The organism is Streptomyces sp. ISL-100, from assembly GCF_018614615.1.
Classification (GTDB): Bacteria; Actinomycetota; Actinomycetes; order Streptomycetales; family Streptomycetaceae; genus Streptomyces.
The window spans coordinates 41930-60490 of record NZ_JAGGOK010000036.1 but is presented as its reverse complement, the minus strand read 5'-3'; the positions used below and the strand labels follow the sequence as shown (position 1 = coordinate 60490).

Annotated in this window: 16 protein-coding genes and 1 pseudogene; 5 read left to right on the top strand and 12 right to left on the bottom strand. The window is 71.3% G+C overall.

Translation table 11 applies throughout. The features are described from left to right. The 4 genes and pseudogenes from J7E89_RS16040 to abc-f form a co-directional block, all read right to left on the bottom strand. The gene (locus J7E89_RS16040) at positions 1-645 is read right to left on the bottom strand and encodes a LytR C-terminal domain-containing protein (RefSeq protein WP_214974112.1); all 645 of its coding nucleotides are present in this window, start codon (positions 643-645) and stop codon (positions 1-3) included. Between the two features lie 119 nt (positions 646-764). Further along, a complete protein-coding gene (locus tag J7E89_RS16035) occupies positions 765-1067 on the bottom strand; it encodes a type II toxin-antitoxin system VapB family antitoxin (protein ID WP_028815047.1) in 303 nt (100 codons plus the stop codon). Positions 1068-1440: 373 nt separating this feature from the next. Beyond that, positions 1441-2031, bottom strand: coding sequence for an HhH-GPD-type base excision DNA repair protein (locus J7E89_RS16030; protein WP_214974293.1), 591 nt, complete (start codon positions 2029-2031; stop codon positions 1441-1443). Positions 2032-2041: 10 nt separating this feature from the next. Beyond that, a pseudogene (abc-f, locus tag J7E89_RS16025) lies at positions 2042-3665 on the bottom strand (ribosomal protection-like ABC-F family protein). A gap of 199 nt (positions 3666-3864) precedes the next feature. Here abc-f and J7E89_RS16020 point away from each other — a divergent pair. From J7E89_RS16020 to J7E89_RS16010, 3 genes are all read left to right on the top strand, one after another. Beyond that, on the top strand, positions 3865-4338 hold the full coding sequence (locus J7E89_RS16020) for an MmpS family transport accessory protein (RefSeq protein WP_214974110.1): 474 nt from the start codon (positions 3865-3867) through the stop codon (positions 4336-4338). 115 nt (positions 4339-4453) lie between these two features. After that, the gene (locus J7E89_RS16015; protein WP_214974108.1) at positions 4454-5038 is read left to right on the top strand and encodes a rhodanese-like domain-containing protein; all 585 of its coding nucleotides are present in this window, start codon (positions 4454-4456) and stop codon (positions 5036-5038) included. A gap of 472 nt (positions 5039-5510) precedes the next feature. After that, complete coding sequence (locus J7E89_RS16010) at positions 5511-5999, top strand: DUF6083 domain-containing protein (RefSeq protein ID WP_214974106.1); 489 nt, start codon at positions 5511-5513, stop codon at positions 5997-5999. Positions 6000-6064: 65 nt separating this feature from the next. On the opposite strand, the gene aroB is transcribed toward J7E89_RS16010, so the two are convergent. Both aroB and J7E89_RS16000 read right to left on the bottom strand, forming a co-directional pair. After that, the gene (gene aroB / locus J7E89_RS16005) at positions 6065-7165 is read right to left on the bottom strand and encodes a 3-dehydroquinate synthase (RefSeq protein ID WP_214974105.1); all 1101 of its coding nucleotides are present in this window, start codon (positions 7163-7165) and stop codon (positions 6065-6067) included. A gap of 68 nt (positions 7166-7233) precedes the next feature. Further along, on the bottom strand, positions 7234-8700 hold the full coding sequence (locus J7E89_RS16000) for an MFS transporter (RefSeq protein WP_214974103.1): 1467 nt from the start codon (positions 8698-8700) through the stop codon (positions 7234-7236). Between the two features lie 103 nt (positions 8701-8803). Here J7E89_RS16000 and J7E89_RS15995 point away from each other — a divergent pair, with 103 nt between their 5' ends. Beyond that, positions 8804-9754: a helix-turn-helix transcriptional regulator gene (locus tag J7E89_RS15995; protein WP_214974101.1), complete on the top strand. Its 951-nt coding sequence runs from the start codon at positions 8804-8806 to the stop codon at positions 9752-9754. Here J7E89_RS15995 and pabB read toward each other — a convergent pair. Next, positions 9748-11889 (bottom strand): aminodeoxychorismate synthase component I, encoded by a 2142-nt coding sequence (gene pabB, locus J7E89_RS15990; RefSeq protein WP_214974099.1) that lies wholly within the window; start codon positions 11887-11889, stop codon positions 9748-9750. The genes J7E89_RS15995 and pabB overlap by 7 nt on opposite strands. Positions 11890-11904: 15 nt before the next feature. Further along, positions 11905-12633: a 50S ribosomal protein L11 methyltransferase gene (locus J7E89_RS15985; RefSeq protein WP_214974097.1), complete on the bottom strand. Its 729-nt coding sequence runs from the start codon at positions 12631-12633 to the stop codon at positions 11905-11907. Between the two features lie 231 nt (positions 12634-12864). Here J7E89_RS15985 and J7E89_RS15980 point away from each other — a divergent pair, with 231 nt between their 5' ends. Continuing rightward, on the top strand, positions 12865-14838 hold the full coding sequence (locus J7E89_RS15980; protein ID WP_214974094.1) for a helix-turn-helix domain-containing protein: 1974 nt from the start codon (positions 12865-12867) through the stop codon (positions 14836-14838). Here J7E89_RS15980 and J7E89_RS15975 read toward each other — a convergent pair. The 4 genes from J7E89_RS15975 to phzG form a co-directional block, all read right to left on the bottom strand. Next, entirely contained in the window at positions 14814-15923 is a 1110-nt protein-coding gene (locus tag J7E89_RS15975; RefSeq protein WP_308315495.1) for a transposase, read from the bottom strand. The two genes, J7E89_RS15980 and J7E89_RS15975, sit on opposite strands and share 25 nt — an antisense overlap. Positions 15924-16256: 333 nt before the next feature. Further along, positions 16257-16616, bottom strand: coding sequence for a nuclear transport factor 2 family protein (locus J7E89_RS15970; protein WP_214974092.1), 360 nt, complete (start codon positions 16614-16616; stop codon positions 16257-16259). Then, positions 16613-17869 carry a flavin-dependent oxidoreductase gene (locus tag J7E89_RS15965; protein ID WP_214974090.1) on the bottom strand — a complete coding sequence of 419 codons (1257 nt, stop codon included), beginning with the start codon at positions 17867-17869 and terminating at the stop codon, positions 16613-16615. The genes J7E89_RS15970 and J7E89_RS15965 overlap by 4 nt, the downstream gene beginning before the upstream one ends. Positions 17870-17883: 14 nt before the next feature. After that, positions 17884-18558 (bottom strand): phenazine biosynthesis FMN-dependent oxidase PhzG, encoded by a 675-nt coding sequence (phzG, locus tag J7E89_RS15960; protein ID WP_308315494.1) that lies wholly within the window; start codon positions 18556-18558, stop codon positions 17884-17886. Positions 18559-18561: the final 3 nt, after the last annotated feature.

Genomic DNA, 18561 nt, shown 5'->3' with positions numbered 1-18561 from the left:
TCAGCACTTCCCGGAGGGCGCGGGCGCGGGCCTGGCCAGAGCGGCCAGGGCCTTGTCCGCGTCCTTCTTCGTGGCCAGCGTCTTGAAGGCCGTGCCCAGGATCAGGTCCACGTCGGCGTCCTTGCGGGCGTCGGCCTTGTGTACGGCGCCCTTGAGCTGCGTACCCAGTACGGGCAGGACGCCGGAGACCGCCTTGGGCGCGCCCAGCAGTATGCCGGCGCCCTTGACCTTCTTGTCGTACTCCGGCGGCGCGTTGCCGACCTTGCCGATGGTGAAGCCGCGCTTCTTCAGCTCGTCGGCGGTTTCCTTGGCGAGACCGCCGCGCTTTGTCGCGTTGTAGACATTGACCTTGATCGTGCGCGGCTTCGGCAGGGCGGCGTTCCGCGCCGGTGCGGCGGGCGCGGCTTTCGCCTTCGTCTTCTCGCAGCCCTGCCCGCGTCCGGTGGCCGAGGTCTTCTTCCCGCCGCCACCCGTGAAGACATCGATGAGCTGCAGTGTCCCCCAGCCGGCCAGGCCCAGGGCCACGATGGAGGCCACCACCGCGAGGATGGTCCTGCGCCGGTTCCGGGGGCGTCGCATGCGCGGGTACTTGTCGCCCGTAATGCGGTACTTTCCGCCCATGCCGGGGGGTGTCAGCATGCTCATGGGCGCAGCGTAGTGCGCCTCGGTGACGATGCCTACTAAATGATCAACGACATCGGGTCAGGCCAACCCATAAGGCGCAATGGGACGTCCGTTCGGGCGTTAAACCGTCCCTTGCGCTCTCACATGTTGTCGAGTTCGAGGACGCGCGCGTGCAGCACCTGGCGCTGCTGGAGCGCGGCGCGGACCGCGCGGTGCAGCCCGTCCTCCAGGTAGAGGTCGCCCTGCCACTTCACGACGTGGGCGAAGAGGTCGCCGTAGAACGTCGAGTCCTCGGCCAGCAGTGTCTCGAGATCCAGCTGACCCTTGGTGGTCACGAGCTGATCGAGGCGGACCGGGCGCGGCGCGACATCCGCCCACTGCCGGGTGCTTTCCCGGCCGTGGTCGGGATACGGCCGGCCGTTTCCGATGCGCTTGAAGATCACACGGAAAGCCTACCGGGCGAGCGGGTCCGGGCGCAGCCATGAGGGCGGGGTGCAAAGGTCTTATTCGGCGCCAGAACGGGAGTAAACCGCGAGCGGAGGCGGCTCCTCCGGTGGTGCGGGGGGTTCAGGCGGCCCGTTCGCGCTGATCGCGGGGGCTTTCCCTCATTGGGAGTACGCCCCGAGGAGCGGTTGACCTGGAGCGGCCGGAGCGCGGGCGCCTGCGGCGGGCTTTCCCCGACCCGCCCCTTCCTGAACTGGGGGCAAGCCCCCAGCCCCCAGACAACAGACGCCCTGCGGGCGTGTCCTCAGACGCCGGACGGGCTGGATTCGGCCGCACTATCCAGCCCCTCCGGCGTCTGAGGAGCGCAGTGGCCTACTTCGCCGGGGGTTTCTTCTTTGCCGCTGCCTTCGTCTGTTGCTTGAACGCCCGTACCTTCGCCAGCGACTCCGGGCCCGTGATGTCCGCCGCAGACCGGAACGAGCCCTCGTCGCCGTACGAGCCCGCCGCCTCCCGCCACCCCTCCGGGCATACGCCCAGCTGCTTGCCCAGCAGGGCCAGGAAGATCTGGGACTTCTGCTTCCCGAAGCCCGGCAGCGCGTTCAGCCGGGCCAGCAGTTCCTTGCCGGTGGCGACGTCGCGCCAGAGCGCCGTCGCGTCGCCGTCGTACTCGTCGACCAGGTACTGGCACAGCTGCTGCACCCGCTTGGCCATCGACCCGGGGTAGCGGTGCACGGCCGGCTTGGCCGACAGGAGCTCGGCGAAGGCCTCCGGGTCGTACGCGGCGATCTCGTGCGCGTCGAGGTCGTCGGCGCCCAGCCGCTGGGCGATCGTGTACGGGCCCGCGAACGCCCACTCCATGGGGACCTGCTGGTCGAGCAGCATGCCGATCAGGTCGGCTAGCGGGCTGCGGCCGAGCAGTTCGTCGGCCTCCGGTTGCTGGGCGAGGCGGATTTCGGGACTTATCCCTCGATGATCACGCACACACGCCGGCTTCGCACACCTCACCGCCCACCATCTCCAGCCGCGTCCCCGCGAAAGACCTCCGCATCCGCCGGTCGTGCGTGACGATCACCAGCGCGCCCGCATAACCCGCCAGGGCCGCCTCCAGCTCCTCGACCAGCGCCGGCGCGAGGTGGTTCGTCGGCTCGTCGAGGAGCAGCAGGTCCACGGGGGACGTGACCAGGCGCGCCAGTTCGAGCTTGCGGCGGCCGCCGGTGGACAGGGCGCGTACAGGCTTCGCCAGGTCGGCCTCGCGGAACAGGCCGAGGGAGAGCAGTTCGTCGGTCCCTTCCACACCGCCGAAGGAATCCAGGACCGTACGGCCGTCGTCGCGATCCCCCGTACGGAAGCTGTCCTGGCGCAGGAAGCCGGTCCGGGGCGGGCGGGTGACCGTACCGCCGTCGGGGGCCAGGTCGCCCGCCAGGACCTGGAGCAGGGTGGACTTGCCGGCGCCATTGGGGCCGGTGACGAGCACCCGCTCGCCAGGTGCGACACGCAGGGAGTCGATGCGCAGGCGTCCTGCCACTTGTACGCCGTCCAGTTCCGCTCCCGCCGCCTCGCCCTCGATACGCGCCGTGAACCGCAGGGGCCGCGGTGGCGGAGGCACCGGGCGCTCGGTCAGCCGGTGCAGCTGCTCGCGCGCGCTGCGGATGCGGCTCATCGCGCCGTGCGCGCGGGACCTGGCGCGGAAGGCTCCTGCGCCGCTGAAGGCGGCCGGGGCCTTGCGCGGGATGGCGGAAAGCAGCACGGTGTTCGACTCGGCCAGGGCGGAGCGCCGGGCGGCCTCGGCGCGCCACTGCTCGTACTCCCTGGCCCAGCGGGCCCGGGCGGCGGCCTTCGCGGTGAGGAATCCGGCGTAGCCGTTGCCGTAGCGGCGTACTGTCCGCAGATCTTGGTCGACCTCCAGCACGGTGGTCGTCACACGGTCGAGGAACACCCGGTCGTGGGTGACCGCGACGACCGTGCCGCGGTGCGCGCGCAGGTGCTCCTCCAGCCAGCCGACGGCCTCGTCGTCGAGGTCGTTGGTGGGTTCGTCGAGCAGCAGGACCTCCGGCGCGGCGGCCAGCGTCGCGGCGAGCGCGAGCCGGGAGCGCTGCCCGCCGGAGAGCGTGCCGAGGGGGCGGTCGCGCTCGACGTTGGGTGCGCTCGCCGAGCCTGCGCAGGGTGATGTCGACGCGGCGGTCGGCGTCGTGGCCGCCGCGCGCCTCGAACTCGGCCACGAGGGCGGCGTACACCGAAAGCCCCGCCGGACCCGCGTCGCCGAGGGCCGCTTCGGCCTGCCGCATGCGCCGCTCCAGCGCCCGCAGTTCCGCGAGGGCGAGATCGACCGCGTCACCGACCAGGGCGGTGGGCGGCAGGTCCAGGGTCTGCGCGAGGTGGCCGATGCCGCCGGGGGCGGTGACGGTGACGGCGCCGTTGTCCGGGCGCCGGGTGCCGGCGAGGAGGCCCAGGAGGGTGGATTTGCCAGACCCGTTGTCGCCGACGACGCCGGCTTTCTCGCCGGGCCGGACGGTGAGGGAGACGCGGTCGAAGACGACGTGGTCGTCGTACCGCACGGTGACGTCGGACAGGGCGAGTTGGGTACCGGATCGGAGCAAGAGCAGCCTTCTTCTGTCGATTACGAGACGAGACGTTGCGTCTTGCGGTGAGGGTAGTCGCTGCCTCTCCGCATACGCAAGACGTTTCGTCTCGCCATCCCGCCGGCCCAGGCCCGTGGGCGTACGGGCCGGACCCGGCCAATGATCGAGGGGTGGTCGAGGCGACCAACCAGGCCGGTCAGAAGGAAGGACGCGCCCCATGTCAGACGCGCCACCCCCACCGCCCGGCGACCTCCCCCCGCCCGGTTGGGCCGCCTCCCAGCCGCCGCCCGGGAAGAAGCGCCGGGTCTGGCCCTGGGTCCTCCTCGGCCTGCTGCTCCTCTTCGCCGGCGGCTGCATCGCCGTCATCGCCACCATCGCCACGATGGTCGACGACGACGACGCGGACCGGACCGTGACGGTGAAGTACGGCGTGACCGGTGACGCCAAGGACGTCACCATCGCCTACACGACCTGGAGGGACGGGAAGGCCTCGTCCAACACCGTGTCCGACGCCCCGCTCCCGTGGCGCAAGGAAGTCGACACCACCGGCTTCGCGAAGGGCGGCTCCCTCACCGTCACCACCGGGGCCTCCGGCGGCACCGCCACCTGCTCCGTCACGGTGGACAGCGGCGAGCCGCAGACCGCTACCGCCTCCGGCAGGTTCGCCACCGCTACGTGTGACGACTTCTGAGAGACGGTGGGCGGGCCACGGCGAGTGGGTCAGCCGCCTACTGGGGCGGAATTCAGTAGTCCGGAAACCGGCCGGGCAGGGGTACGGCAGGTGCGGCAGGGGTACCTTTTCGGCCATGAACCCTCCCGCCGCGCTCGACACCGACCAGGCCCACGCCCGGCTGGCCGACCTGACCGTCATCGACGTACGCGCACCGGGCGAGTACGCCTCCGGGCACCTCCCCGGCGCCCACAACGTCCCCCTCGACCGGTTGCACCACGCGCTGCCCGCGATCGAGGAAGCCGCGGGGCAGGGCGAGATTCTGGTGGTCTGCGCGTCCGGCACGCGCTCCGAGAACGCGTGCCGGACGCTGGCCGGCCTCGGCGTCACCGCTGCCACCCTCACCGGCGGAACCAGCGGCTGGGCGGCGCGCGGTCACGAACTGCACTGCCCGGAGGGAGCCGCTCGCAGTGCGTGGGCCATGGAGCGGCAGGTCCGGCTCGCCGCCGGCGCCCTGGTCATGACGGGCCTCGCCCTCGGCCTGCTGCACCCGGCCTGGCAGCTGCTCTCCGCCGGGGTCGCGGGAGGCCTGGTCTTCTCCGCGCTCACCAACACCTGCGGCATGGCCGTGGTCCTGGGCAAGCTTCCGTACAACCGGCCCCGCACCGCCGCCCCGGACCTCGACGCGACGCTCGCCGCCCTCAGGCAGCGCCGGGGGTGACGCTTCGGGCCGGGCGCCCACGGCGTGATGCCCGCGTACGGGTCGCGCCCGGCGCGGATCTCCTCCACCAGCCCGGCCAGATGCCTCTGGGCCGCCATGAACAGTCCCGGTCCGAAGGTCACCCCCGTACGCCACATTGACCGGAGCGCCGATGTCGTGCACCAGCGCGCGCAATCCGCGAGCAGCTCCTCGTCCGTACGGTCAGAGGCGGCGTCCCAGGCGTTGGGCAGTACGGCCGGCTTGCCCGGGACGTGCAGCGCGCGGAGCTCGACGGCCCGGCGGGCGGCGCTCATGAACGCACCTGCGGGGTGTGGGTTCCGGGGGTCGAACGGGCGGTGACGGTCAGCCGGTTGAAAGTGTTGATCACGGCGATGAACCAGGTCAGGGCGGTCTCGGCATGATTGTCAGACCCTCGTGGAACGATTGTCCAAGTCGGCTGTAAACAGGGCGGTTTGCGGGTGGTGGGGGCGACATGGTCTCGTACGACGAGCGCGGCGCACACGACGTGTGCGACGCGTGTGGTGTCCCGCGCGGCAGGTGGCGGGCAGTTCTGGGGATGACGCTGTGCGGTCCGTGCGAGCGGACCGGAGGCAGCAGCCCCGGCCGTGAACCGGTGCTGCTCGCCGAGGTGCTGGCCACGACGGCCGTCGAGCTGACCCTGGCGGCCCGCCGTTCGGCCTCCGTACCCGACCCGCGGACGGCCGCGACCACGGCATGCAAACGGTGCGGCGCCCCGGCCACGTGGCACCGCACCGTACGCGGCCGCTGGATCCTGATCGAGCCGGGCGACCGGCCGCTCGGCGCCGTCCCCGCGGGCAAGCGCTGGCGCATCGCGGGCGACGGCACGGCGGTCAACCTGGGATCGTCGTCCCCGTCCGACACCTGCCGCATCAGCCACTTCGACCTCTGCCCGGCGCGGGCGCGGTGTCCGGCACCGGCTGGGAGCGGAGCGTACGGCTGAACGCAAAGGACCAGCTCCGCCGGGGGAAGTACGGAGCTGGTCGTCTTTGGGGTGGGCGTACGGTGTCAGGCCGTCACCTTCGCGTACGCGGCGAACAGCAGCGGCAGGCCGGGGCCCTCCAGCACTGTCGGCCGTCCCGGTCCGTCGAGCACGATGAAGCGCAGCAGCCTGCCGCGCGACTTCTTGTCGACCCTCATGGTCCGAAGGAGCGCGGGCCACTGCCCGTCGCGATAGGTCAGCGGCAGCCCGACCGATTCCAGGACCGAGCGGTGCCGGTCGGCGGTGGCGTCGTCCAGCCGCCCGCTCAGCCGGCCCAGTTCGGCGGCGAACACCATGCCGACGGACACCGCGGCTCCGTGCCTCCAGGTGTAGCGCTCGTTCTTCTCGATGGCATGGGCGAGCGTGTGGCCGTAGTTGAGGATCTCCCGGGAGCCGGTTTCCTTCAGATCGGTGGAAACGACCTCCGCCTTGACCCGGATCGAGCGCTCGATCAGCTCCGCGGTGTGCGGACCGGCCGCAGAGCGCGCCCCGGCCGGACAGGCTTCGATGCGGTCCAGGATCACCGGATCCGCGATGAAGCCCGCCTTGATGATCTCGGCCAGGCCGCTCACGTAGTCGTCGGCGGGCAGCGAGTCCAGCGCGCTGAGGTCGCACAGCACGCCGGCGGGCGGGTGGAAGGCGCCGACGAGGTTCTTGCCCTCCTCGGTGTTGATGCCCGTCTTGCCGCCCACCGCCGCGTCGACCATCGCCAGCACGGTCGTCGGCACCGCGATCCACCGCACCCCGCGCAACCACGTGGCAGCGACGAATCCGGCGACGTCCGTCGTGGCGCCGCCGCCGACCCCGACGATGACATCGCTGCGGGTGAAGCCGCTCTGCCCCAGCACCTTCCAGCAGTACGCCGCGACCTCGGCGCTCTTGGCCGCCTCGGCGTCGGGCACCTGGATGGCGATGGCCTCGTAACCCTGTGCGGCCAGATCCTCCCGGATCTGCTCAGCGGTCCGGGCGAGCGCCCCCGGGTGGATTACCGCCACCCGGGCGGCCGACGGCCCGGTCAGTCCCGCTATTTCACCGAGCAGCTGGCGCCCGATCAGCACCTCATAGGGATCGGTGCCGGGCGAACCGCCGACCTGGATGCGTGCGGTCACAAGACCGGCGACTGCCATGGGACTTCCTTCTCCGGCCTTCTCGGGCTTCTCGGGTCTTCTCGGTGTGGGTGGTGGCGTGCCGCGGGTCAGGCCTGCTGCTTGCGCGGCAGCCGCAGCGCCGCCAGCGAGCTGACCAGGGCCCCGGCCGTGACGAGCAGTGCGGTCACGAAGATGGCGTGCGCCGAGGAGTCGGCTCCCTGGCCGTCGGCCGAGCCGAGATACACGCTGCCGTACGCCGCGACGCCGAGGACCTGCGCGATCTGGGCCGCGGTGGTCATCACGCCACTCGCGTCCGCCGCGTCGGCCGGCTTGACCTGGGCCAGCGCCACGGTGAGCAGCGGGCTGGTGATGTAGCCCATGCCGATGCCGACGGCCAGCTGAAGGGCCGGCAGTGCGAGGCCGCCGTGTCCGCCCGAACGCATGTCGAATCCGATGGCGAGGTACCCGGCCGCGGAGACCACGCACGCGGTGGCGATCATGGGCCGGTGCAGCCGCTCGGGCACCTTCTGCCAGGTGAGGCTGCCGGTCGCGACGCCGATGGCGAGCGGAGCGAACGTCAGACCGGTGCGGGTCGCGGACTCGCCGAGTCCCGACTGCATGTGCTGCGAGAAGGCGAAGAGGAATCCGGCGTACCCGGCCATCGCGAAGAAGTTCGCGGACGCTCCCGAGACCAGACCGGGCGTCTTCAGCACCCGGCCCGGCACCAGCGGCGCTCCGCCGCGGCGCGCGACCGCACGCTCGACGAGGGTGAACACCACGAGCATGGGGACCGAGGCGGCCAGGGAGATCTTCATCCACAGCGGCCAGTCCTGCTCATGACCCATCACGAGCGGCACGACCAGCAGCAGCAGCGCCGCGGTCAGCGTGAGCAGACCGGGGATGTCCAGGCCCTTGGGCTTCGCGGGCCTGCCCTCCGGCAGCAGCCGCAGCCCGGCGATCACCAGCACCACACCCACCGGCACATTGATCAGGAACACCGGACGCCAGCCGGTGCCGAAGAGGTCCGCGCTGACCAGGAGGCCGCCGACGACCTGACCGATCACGACGCCGAGTCCGATGACAGCGGCGTACAGGCTCAGTGCCCGGGCCCGCGCCGCTCCTTCGAACCTCAGCTGAATCAGGCTGTAGATCTGCGGCATCATCATCGCCGCGCCGACGCCCTGCACCACGCGTGCGCCGATCAGTGTCGCCGAGCCGGGTGCCAGGCCGCAGGCGAGTGAGGCCGCGGTGAAGGTGATGAGCCCGAACAGGAACATGGCCCGGAAGCCGTTGCGCGCGCCGAGACGGGCGCCGGTCACCAGCAGCGTCGCGTACGCGATCGTGTAGCCGGAGACGATGAGCTGCAGCGCCGAGCCCGTGGTGCCGAGGTCGGTGCGGATGGTCGGCGTCGCGACATTGACGATGGTCGAGTCGAGCAGGGCCATGAAGACCGCGCCCAGCATGACGACGAGCATGAGGTTGTTCTTGCGATTGCGTACGGCCGGGTCCTCGGCCGGCGCCTCGGTCTCCCGGGGTGGGGCCGTAACAGCCCGGCTCTGTGTGGTCTCACTCATGACGGCGATGATCCTGGTAGTCAGATTCCGCTGCCAGATATCCAGTTGTCCCGGTACTGGGGGTATCTGGCTGCGCTGTGCGGCCGTCCCGCACACTGGGGTGGTGACGCCCGACGATCCCCACTCCGCGTACGGCCCCACCAGCGGTTCCGCAGCCGGCGAGGCCGTGCGGCGCTCCGAACTGGGCGCGTTTCTCAGGCTCCGCCGGGAGCGCATCACCCCGGAGGAGGCGGGGATCTCGCCCGGCACCAGGCGGCGTACGCCGGGGCTGCGCCGCGAGGAGGTGGCCCAGCTCTCCGGCATCGGAGTCGCCTGGTACACGTGGCTGGAACAGGGCCGGCGCATCAACCCCAGCGTCCAGGTGCTCGACGCGATCGCCCGGACGCTGCGGCTCGACCGGACCGAGCGGGATCATCTCTACCGGCTCGCGGACATCCCCAGCGTGCCCCTCGACGCTTCAGCGGGTCAGCCGCAGCCGCCGGAGCAGCAGACCATCCTCGATGCCCTGACCCCGCTTCCGGCGAGCATCGTGACGGCCCGCTACGACGTGCTCGCCTTCAACGACGCGTACGCGGCGCTCGATCCCGGGCTGGCACTGCTGCCGCCGGCGGACCGTAATGTGCTGTGGCATCTGTTCACCGCCGAGGAGCATCTTCAGCCGCTCGTCGAGTGGGAGCGCGAGATCTCCTTCATGGTCGCCCAGTTGCGGGCGGAGTCGGGCCGCCGCCTGGGGGACCCGCACTGGACCGGGTTCATCCGGCAGCTCACCGAGGCGAGTGGGCGCTTCGCCGAGATATGGGCCCGGCACGAGGTCGCCTCGTCCGTCACCCGGCGCAAGTCGTTCTGGACCGTCGACGGTGACGAGATCAGCGTGATCGCGACCGGTTTCGCGCTGGCCTCCGCCCCCGACACCAAGATGTGGATCTACACACCGGACGACCCGGAGACGGAGCGGCTGCTCGGCCGGCTCGTCGGCCGCCTTCGGGAGCTGGGCCCCGCCGAACTGCTGCGGCAGGGCGCCCGCACCGGCCACGGCCTGCGGTCCGCTCACTGACCCGTGGCTGCTCCGCCGCTGCGGCTGGGCTCGGACGTCTCGCGGCGGCCGGGGAATCCGGCCCCGGTGAGCATCAGCAGCGGGGCCGACTTGACGGCCGTCTCCTCGAACTCGGCCTCCGGATCCGACAGCGCGACGATCGCCCCGCCGACCCCGTAGCGGACGCGGCCCGGGGTGAGCACCGCCGTACGGATGGCGACGCTCAGGTCCGCGGCGCCGGACAGTGAGAAGTACCCGATGGCACCGGAGTAGACCCCGCGAGGTCCGGCCTCCAGACGGTCGATGATCTGCATGGTGCGGATCTTCGGGGCGCCTGTCATCGAGCCCGCGGGGAACGCGGCCCGCACACAGTCCACAGCGCCGCTGTCCGGGCGCAGCCTGGCCCGTACCGTACTCACCAGCTGATGCACGGTCGCGTACGTTTCGACGTCGAAGAGGTTGGTGACCTCCACCGATCCCAGCTCGGCATGCCGGCCGAGGTCGTTGCGCACCAGGTCGACGATCATCAGGTTCTCCGCCCGGTCCTTCTCGTCCGAGCGCAGGTCCGCGACGGTTGCCGCGTCCTGCTCCGCGCTCGCGCCGCGCGGCCGGGTGCCCTTGATCGGCTTGGAGGAGGCGGTGCCGTCCGCGGCGATGCGCAGGAAGCGCTCGGGCGAGGTGCTGAGTACGGACTGCTGCCCGAAGCGCAGCAGCGCGGCATACGGAGCCGGGCTGAAGCGGCGCAGTGCGCGGTACGCCTGCCAGGGGTCCAGGTCCACTTCGGCCTCGGCGAGGTTGGTGAGGCAGACCTCGTACGTCTCACCCGCCGTGATCTCCTGCCGGCAGGTGTCGATCAGCCGCAGGTACGCGTCGCGGTCGTGCCGCAGCCGGATCTCGGCGAGTGCGGCGGGCGCGTCCGGCACCCCGGCGGGCTCGCCCGCGATCGACTCCAGCGTCCGGGCGGCGGTACGCAGCCAGGCACGGGCCGCCGTCTCGTCACCGTCCTCGGCCAGCGCCAGCAGATACGTGGTGCCCGTGGCGTGGTCCAGGACCACCGCGCGATCGGCGAACACCATGGTGGCGTCGGCGTCCTGGGCCTGATGGGCCGCGTCGCCGCCGCACTGCGCCTTCAGTTCGTAGCCGAGGTAGCCGACCCAGCCGAGGGTGAAGTCGAAGGGGACGAGGGGGAGTTCGGTGCGCATTCCTTCGAGGTCGCGGCCGAGCCAGTCGAGGAAGCCGCCCGTGATGATCTCGGAGCCGGTGGCCGAGTGCACGGTGACGGTGTGGCTCCACACATCGGCCTTGGCCACCCGCGCGAGCGGGCCCGCCGCGTCACCCATGACGGAGAACCGGCCGGAGTCGGCGTCGGTCCTGCTGCTGTCCAGCCAGAAGGCGTTCTCACTCGCGCCGAACAGCCGGTGGAAGGCGGCCTCGTCGGCCCAGCCGGTCGGCGTGCGTTCCACCACGACGCGCAGCCGGCGCACCTCGTCGCTCGCGGGCAACTCCGGGTGGGCGCCGGGCGTCTTCGCAGGGGCGGCAGGTATCGGCGTACGAGAGGGTACTGAGCCTCGGTCCGCGTGCCACTGGCGGCTCAAGTCCATGAAGTTGGCGAGGAGTTCATGTCCGTACTGCGTGAGTATCGACTCGGGGTGGAACTGGAGTCCCCACATCGGCCGGTGCCGGTGCCTCAGCCCCATCAGGACACCGTCCGGCGTCCAGGCGGTGCCCTCCAGCTCGTCGGGCAGGTCCGTCACCGTCAGCGAGTGGTAGCGCACCACTTCGAAGGGCGAGGGGATGCCGCGGAACAGACCGGTTCCGTCGTGGAGTACGGGCGAGGTCCGGCCGTGCCGCGGCTCCGGAGCCCGGGCGATCGTGCCGCCGTGCAGCAGCGCCACCCCCTGATGCCCGAGACAGACGCCGAGCAGAGGGATGCCGCCGTTCTTGACGATGTCCCCGCAGATGCCGAAGTCGGCCGCGCGGGCCGGGGTTCCGGGCCCGGGAGACAGCACCACATTGTCGAATTCCGCGAGCCGGGCCGGATCCCATGCGGGGTCGTCGTTACGGATGACCACGGTCTCGGCCCCGCTCACCTCGGCGAGGTAGTGGTACAGGTTGAATGTGAAAGAGTCGTAGTTGTCTATCAGAAGAGTTCGCACGGGTTCTTTCGCAGTTCAGTGGACGGTGATCTCGAAGAGAATGTGCTCGACGGTCTCCTCGCCCTCACGGACCGGGCGGCTGCGCAGCACCCGCAGGTCGCGTCCGCACTCCTCGGCGATCGCGTGCAGCGACGCGAGGTCACCGCGGTCGCTGAAGTGCAGCAGGATCGCGCCCCCGTCGGCCACGTACGAGGGGGCGTCGGCGAGAAAGCGGCGGTGGGCCCGGTAGCCGGGGTCCACGTAGGCGCGTTCGTGCACCGTCTTGTAGTGGTAGGCGGGCGGAGCCAGTACGAAGTTCGAGTGCCAGTAGACGGTGTCGAACCGCTCACCGCCGCTCTCCCCTGCCGCGAGCTCGTCGAACAGGTCGCTGTGCACCGCCCGCAGACGGTCGCTCACCCCGTGCCGCGCCGCGTTCATCGCGGTGTTCCGTACGGCCGCTTCGCTGATGTCGAGGGCGGTCACACGGTCGCAGCCCGTGAGCGCGGCGGTCACCGCGATGATGCCGGTGCCGCACCCGATCTCCAGGAACGAGCCGCGGCGGGGCACCGTGGGCGTTTCGGTGAGGCCGAGCAGTTCCATGGCCACCCCGGTCGACGCCGAGAACGTCGGTGCGAACACCTCGTCCAGCAGATCCCACTCGCGGCCCGCCATGGTGAAGGTCCGTGGCCGGTCCTTGCGCGTGAGTGCTGCCCGGCTCCGCTCGAGCGACCGTTTGTAGTCGTTGATTCCGGTGAGTCCGGTCATCTGGCCCCCGTTTCACGCTGATGGGCGCCGTTCATCACGACGCCCTCCTGAAATCGTTGTCCGAGCCGGTCGGCACTCGGAAGGTGGCCGGACAACAACACACCGCCCGCAAGTGATGGCGAGGCCACACTCACCCCGTAAACACGCAGGTCAGCAACTTGACCCATCTTATGAAGAAACATACGTTCCCACGAAGGTGGGCGAGCCGGCCGAGAGCACGGGGGAAGCATCATGGCGAAGGACGAGGCGTTGACCGACGCCCCGGCGGTGGCAGTTCTGGAGCTGCTCGCACAGGAGTCACCGCCGGGTCACTTCCAGGAGTTGTTGCAGCGTGGCCGGCGGCAGAAACTGCCCCCGGAGCAGCTCGCCGAGCTGGAGCGGGCGACCCAGTTGGCGATGGGCATCCACGCCTCGGCCAACCAGCGCCGCCAGCGGGAGGCGGTCATGGCCGCCCTGGTCGACACGGTCCACGACATGACCGCGCCGTACGACCCCGACACCCTGCTGAAGGTCATCACCAGCCGGGCCCGCAGGCTGCTCGGCTTCGACATGGCGTACATCAGTCTGCGCAAGTCCGAGGGCGGCTCGTACATCCACAGCTCGGACGGTGACACGACCGCGCTCAACGTCGGGCTCGTGGTGCAGGAGAGCCATGGCCTGGGCGAGATGGCGCAGGACAAGGGCGCGCCGTTCTGGACCTCGGACTACCTCAACGACGACCGGATACCGCACCGGGAGGAGGTCGACGAGGTCGTACGCGCCGAGGGTCTGCACGCCATCATGGCGGTGCCCATCTTCCAGGGCAGCGCGCCCACCGGGGCGCTGTACGGCGCGGACCGTGTCGTACGCCACTTCACGCCCGACGAGATCAGCGTGATGCGTTCCCTGGCGGATTTCGCGTCGGTCGCCCTGGAGAAGGCCAGGCTCCTGGACCGTACGCAGACAGAGATCGCCGAACTGGAGTCGGAGGGGTTCAAGGCGCGGGGCAGCATCGCGCGCATGGCGTATCTCAACGAAGTCCAGTCCCGGCTGATCGCCCAGGTGCTCGACGGCGGGGATCTCCAGGACATCGTGCGGACGGCGGCCGACGCGCTGGGCGCGACGCTCGCGGTGGGCGACCCGCAGGGGCAGATCCTGGCGTCCACCGGCTCCGACGCCCAGGGGGAGGGGTTCGCGGAGGCCGAGGACTTCAAGGAGGCGCTGACGGGCCGGGCCGCGCTGGAGGCGCGTGCCGCCGGCTCTCCGAGCGCCCTCTCCGAGAACCTGTGGGCGACGCCTGTCGCGGCCGGGGCCGAGGATCTCGGAGTCGTACTGCTCAAGGCCGCGCAGCCGCCGGCCCCCGAGGCCGAGCGGTTCTTCGGCTTCGTCGGGCAGATCGTCGCGCTGCTGCTGGTGATCCAGCGCAGTACGGCCGTGGCCGCGGGTCCGGTGCGTGACGAGCTCTTCGACGACCTGCTCGCCGCACCGCTGCGGGCACCACGCCAACTCACCCACCGGGCATGGCAGTCGGGCATCGATCCGGACGGCTCGTACGTCGTCGTGCTGGCCCGTCCCGAGGGCGGGGAGCACGGCAAGGCGGTGGTCTGGGCCTCCTCCTACGCCTACCGGCACTCCGGGCTCAAGACGGTCCAGGGCGGGTGCATCGTGCTGTTGCTGCCGGGCTCGGACGCCTCGGCCGCCGCCCGGGCCGTCTCCGACGAACTGTCGCCGTTGCTGGGGCGGCCCGTCACGGTCGGCGCGTCGGGTCCCGCCGACGGGCTCGCCGCCGTCGCCAAGGTGTACCAGGAGTCGCTGCGCTGCCTCGACGCCCTGATCGCCCTGGACGGTGTCGGCAGCGCCGCGTCGATGAGCGATCTCGGCTTCCTCGGGCTGCTGCTCTCCAACGACCACGACGTCGACGGATTCGTCTCCTCGGCCATCGGTCCGGTGCTCGACCACGACGCCCGGCGCACCACCGCCCTCGTCCCGACCATCGAGGCCTACTTCACCTCCGGCAACAGCCCGACCCGCGCGGCCGAGGACCTGCACGTCCACCCCAACACGGTCGCGCGCCGGCTCGACCGGATCACCGACCTGCTCGGCCCCGGCTGGCAGAAGCCCGCACGGGCGCTCGAAGTGCAGCTCGCACTGCGGCTGTTGCGCGCCCGGGACGTCCTGCGGCGACAGCGCGAGTCGGACCCTCAGGCCGGGATCCCGGGAACGTAGCGCTCGCCGCCGCGGCGGCTCGCCGTCAGCACCTCCACGGCGTGTGCCGCGGACGCCAGCGTGGTGTGGCAGTGCCAGCCCCGCAGGGACCGCCCCACGAAGTCCCGCAGCCCGGCGCGGTCGCCGAAGCCCGACAGGTCCCGCCCCACCCGGTCGGAGAGCTTCGTCAGACGCAGCAGCGCCGACGCGGGCGCCCCGGCCATGTTCGTGACCCACATCCGGGTGGGGGGACGCCGGGGGTTTTCCCACTCCCCGAGGAGTACGAGCCCACGCCCCGGGCCCTCCTCGGTGCTCGGCAGCCCCACGCGCACCTTCACGGCCGGCACCTGCCGTACGCCGGAGGGCGCCGCCGGGTCGAGCCATCCGGTGGGCCTGCGCAGCCCCTTGACGGCGTCGAGGATCCGCTGGGCCGGGTGCGCGCCCTGACCGTATCCGGGCATGGCCGCTTCGCGGACCGTGAGCCGAGCGGTGCCGTGCAGGCGTACGAGCACGGGCACACCGGCGTCGCTGAAGCGCCGGATCGTGGCCTCCGGGTCCCTGGTGGGCGTGTCGAGTACGACGGGACGGCGGGAAGCGTCGTAGAGACGGGCGAAGTCCAGGGCCGCCGAGGCGGCGCACTCCTCCTGCGTCTCGCCCTGTGCCTCTTCCAGCAGCAGCCGCCAGTTCACCGGTGCACTGGCCTGCTCGGAGGCGGACCACACGCCGAACGCCTGCTGCCCGTCGAAGGTCTGGTCCCGGTGTACGTCGAAGCCGCGGCCCACGCCCACCGAGTGCCGGCCGGACTTCGGTATCGACATCTGCCGCACCACCCAGGCCAGCGGGCCGATGGCCTGGTCGAGCCAGTCGGCCAGTGCCTCGCGCACCGGCATCCAGTCCCAGGTGGAGCTGCAGATGAAGTGGTGCAGGCTCTGTTCCAGTGTCGGGTCGCCGAGGCAGACCGCGACGTTCCGGATGGACCTGCGGCCCTGCGCGGCCAGCAGACCGCGCAGATACTGCTCGCCCTTGCGTCGCTGGTCCCGGCGGGGGAGTGAGGCGAACAGGGCCGTGCTCAGATCCCGGAGCACGAGTTCGCGCTCGGATCTCACCGCCAATGCCCCGAGCCGCTCAGGCCCCGGGCGGTGGTCCCGCGCCCCACGTACCTCTCGCGTATCCCCTACGTCCCAGCTGTCTCGTACAGCCATGATCCTGTCAGCCTGAACGCTCACAGAAACCCCCTCCATGCACTGCCCAGGCAACTCTCTTGAGCGCCTTCAAAAGCCTGGCCGCGCGCGGGGTCGGGGACGAGGTGCAGGCGCCACTCACTTGCGCGGGACTGTGGTTGTCCCGTCACAAGAGGGCTGTTCGGGGGCCGGTGGCGGGGCCCCGACACCGGGTGCGGCTCCGCCACGGCGGTGGCGGGACCACACCCGGACGGACCGCTAGCCGGTGATCGGGCGCGGGTCGAAGGCCACCCGCTGGCGGGCGATCTTGCCGTCCACGACATGGCTCCAGGTGGCCACCTGGACGGGCCCGGCGACGCTGGTGTGCATCTCGAACCAGGTGAGCACGTCGGGTCCGTCGCTGAAGACCTTCTTGACGACGATGTCGGTGTTGATCTCCGAGGCCACTTCGATCTTCGCGCGGAACTCGTCGGCGCTGGTCGCGCTGCCGTACGGGCCGATGAAGTCCACGGTCTCGGCGAGCACCGAGCGCAGGGTGTCGAAGTCCTTGGCCTTCCACGCCGCGTAGTACGTCGAGGTCACGTCCGTGGGCTCGGGTGTGACTGGCTTGACTGTCATGTCGGTGCTCCCTTGCGGATCGGCGGGTGCAGCGAGGCACGCGCGTTGAGGTCCGCCACGTCGTCACCGGTGGCGTTCCGGTACGTGGTGGCGATCTTGGTGTAAACGCCCTGGGTGAGCGCGGCACTTGAGCCGGTCGCGCTCCTGGGCTTCGACCGGTCCATCTGCCGGTTCGCGAGGACGACCGCGCTGGTGGCCGCCCGGCGCTTGTCCTCGTACGAACCGAGGGCGGCGACCGGGTCCTCGTGCGTCGCGAGTTCGTACGCGAGGACCCGCGCGTCGACGATGGCCTGCGAGGCGCCGTTCGCACCGACCGGGTACATCGGGTGAGCGGCGTCGCCCAGGAGCGTCAGCCGGCCGTCGCCCCAGCTCGGCAGCGGGTCGCGGTCGACCATCGGGTACTCCAGGATGTCCCGGGCGCCGGTCAGCATCCCGGGCACGTCGAGCCAGTCGATCTCCCAGTCGGCGAAGTGGGGCAGTACGTCCTCGATCCGGCCGGCCCGGTTCCAGCCCGCGGCGCCGCCGAGCGGCTGGGGCTCGGCGACCGAGACCATGCAGACCCAGTTGGTCAGCGACCGTCCTCGGCCGGCCGCCTTGGGGCTGATCGGGTAGGCGATCACCCGGGCGCCCCGGCCGGCATCGGCGTGGATCATCGTGCGGCCGGTCAGGAACGCGTCGGTCTCGGTGACCCCGCGCCACATCATGGTTCCGGACCAGTGCAACGGTCCCTCGTCCGGGTGAAGCCCCGCGCGTACCGCCGAGTGCAGGCCGTCCGCACCGACGAGCAGATCCCCGGCGATGTCCACCGCCTCACCGGTCTCCCGGACGGTGGCGCGCACCCGTACCCCGTCGGCGGTGTGGCGTACACCCTCGAAGGCCGTCCCGGTGCGGACCGCGTCCGGGCCGAGCCGCTCGCGTACCGCGCCAAGGAGCATCATCTGGAGCTCACCGCGGTGGAGCGAGTACTGCGGCCAGCGGTAGCCGCGGGCGATGCCGCGCTCCTCGTGATGCCGGCGGTCGCCGGTCCGGTCGACCCACACCATGTCGGCGGTGGGTACGCCGATGGCGGCGAGCTCGTCGGCGAAGCCCAGTTCAGTGAGCTCGCGGACCGCGTGCGGCTGGAGGTTGATCCCCACACCGAGCGGCCGGATCTCGCGGGTCCGCTCCAGCACCGTCGCGCGGATGCCCGCTTCGTGGAGGGCCAGGGCGGTGGTGAGACCACCTATCCCGCCCCCGCTGACCACCACATGCATGCGCGCGGCCCCCCTCACGGCTGGAGCCGGCTCGTGCTCCAGCTCTGATCGTCGAGCCGGTCGTAGCGGAGCCTGCGGTGCAGCCGGTCGGAGCCGGCCGCCCAGAACTCCACGGCGGAGGGCATCAGCACATAGCCGACGAAGCGCTCCGGGCGCGGCAGCGGCGTACCAGTCGCCTCAAGGCGGGCGGCCTCCGCCCGCAGCGCCGCCACGTCGTCCAGCGGCTCGCTCTGGTGGGCGGCCGTCGACATGGCGTGCATGGGAACCGGGCGCCCGAACCACAGGGCGTCGGACTCGGCGTCGCCGAGCTGCTCGACCGCGCCGCATACGCTGATCTGCTGGGCGGTCTCACGCCAGTAGAGCAGGCCCGAGGCCCAGCCGGTCTCGGCTATCTCGCGGCCCTTCTGGCTGCTGGTGTGGCTCATGAAGACCAGGCCACGGTCGCTCACGCTGCTGAGGGCGATGATGCGGGTGGAGGCGCGGCCGCGGGCGTCGGCGGTGGCCAGCGAAAGGGCCCGCGGCTCGCGGACACCGCGCTCGACGGCCTGGTCGAGCCAGGTCCGCAGGAGAGCGATCGGATCGGCTGCGGGGGCGTCGTACTCGGGGAAGTCGAGGTCGGTCTCGCCACTGAGAGACTCGAACTGGCTGCTCTTGCCCATGGTGCTGGGGCTGGTGGTCGTGGTGCTCACAGG

Coding starts and splice junctions, on each gene's coding strand:
- J7E89_RS16040 (WP_214974112.1), bottom strand. CDS start 645: ATGAGCATGCTGACACCCCCCGGCATGGGCGGAAAGTACCGCATTACG.
- J7E89_RS16020 (WP_214974110.1), top strand. CDS start 3,865: ATGTCAGACGCGCCACCCCCACCGCCCGGCGACCTCCCCCCGCCCGGT.
- J7E89_RS16015 (WP_214974108.1), top strand. CDS start 4,454: ATGAACCCTCCCGCCGCGCTCGACACCGACCAGGCCCACGCCCGGCTG.
- J7E89_RS16010 (WP_214974106.1), top strand. CDS start 5,511: ATGGTCTCGTACGACGAGCGCGGCGCACACGACGTGTGCGACGCGTGT.
- aroB (WP_214974105.1), bottom strand. CDS start 7,165: ATGGCAGTCGCCGGTCTTGTGACCGCACGCATCCAGGTCGGCGGTTCG.
- J7E89_RS16000 (WP_214974103.1), bottom strand. CDS start 8,700: ATGAGTGAGACCACACAGAGCCGGGCTGTTACGGCCCCACCCCGGGAG.
- J7E89_RS15985 (WP_214974097.1), bottom strand. CDS start 12,633: ATGACCGGACTCACCGGAATCAACGACTACAAACGGTCGCTCGAGCGG.
- J7E89_RS15980 (WP_214974094.1), top strand. CDS start 12,865: ATGGCGAAGGACGAGGCGTTGACCGACGCCCCGGCGGTGGCAGTTCTG.
- J7E89_RS15970 (WP_214974092.1), bottom strand. CDS start 16,616: ATGACAGTCAAGCCAGTCACACCCGAGCCCACGGACGTGACCTCGACG.
- J7E89_RS15965 (WP_214974090.1), bottom strand. CDS start 17,869: ATGCATGTGGTGGTCAGCGGGGGCGGGATAGGTGGTCTCACCACCGCC.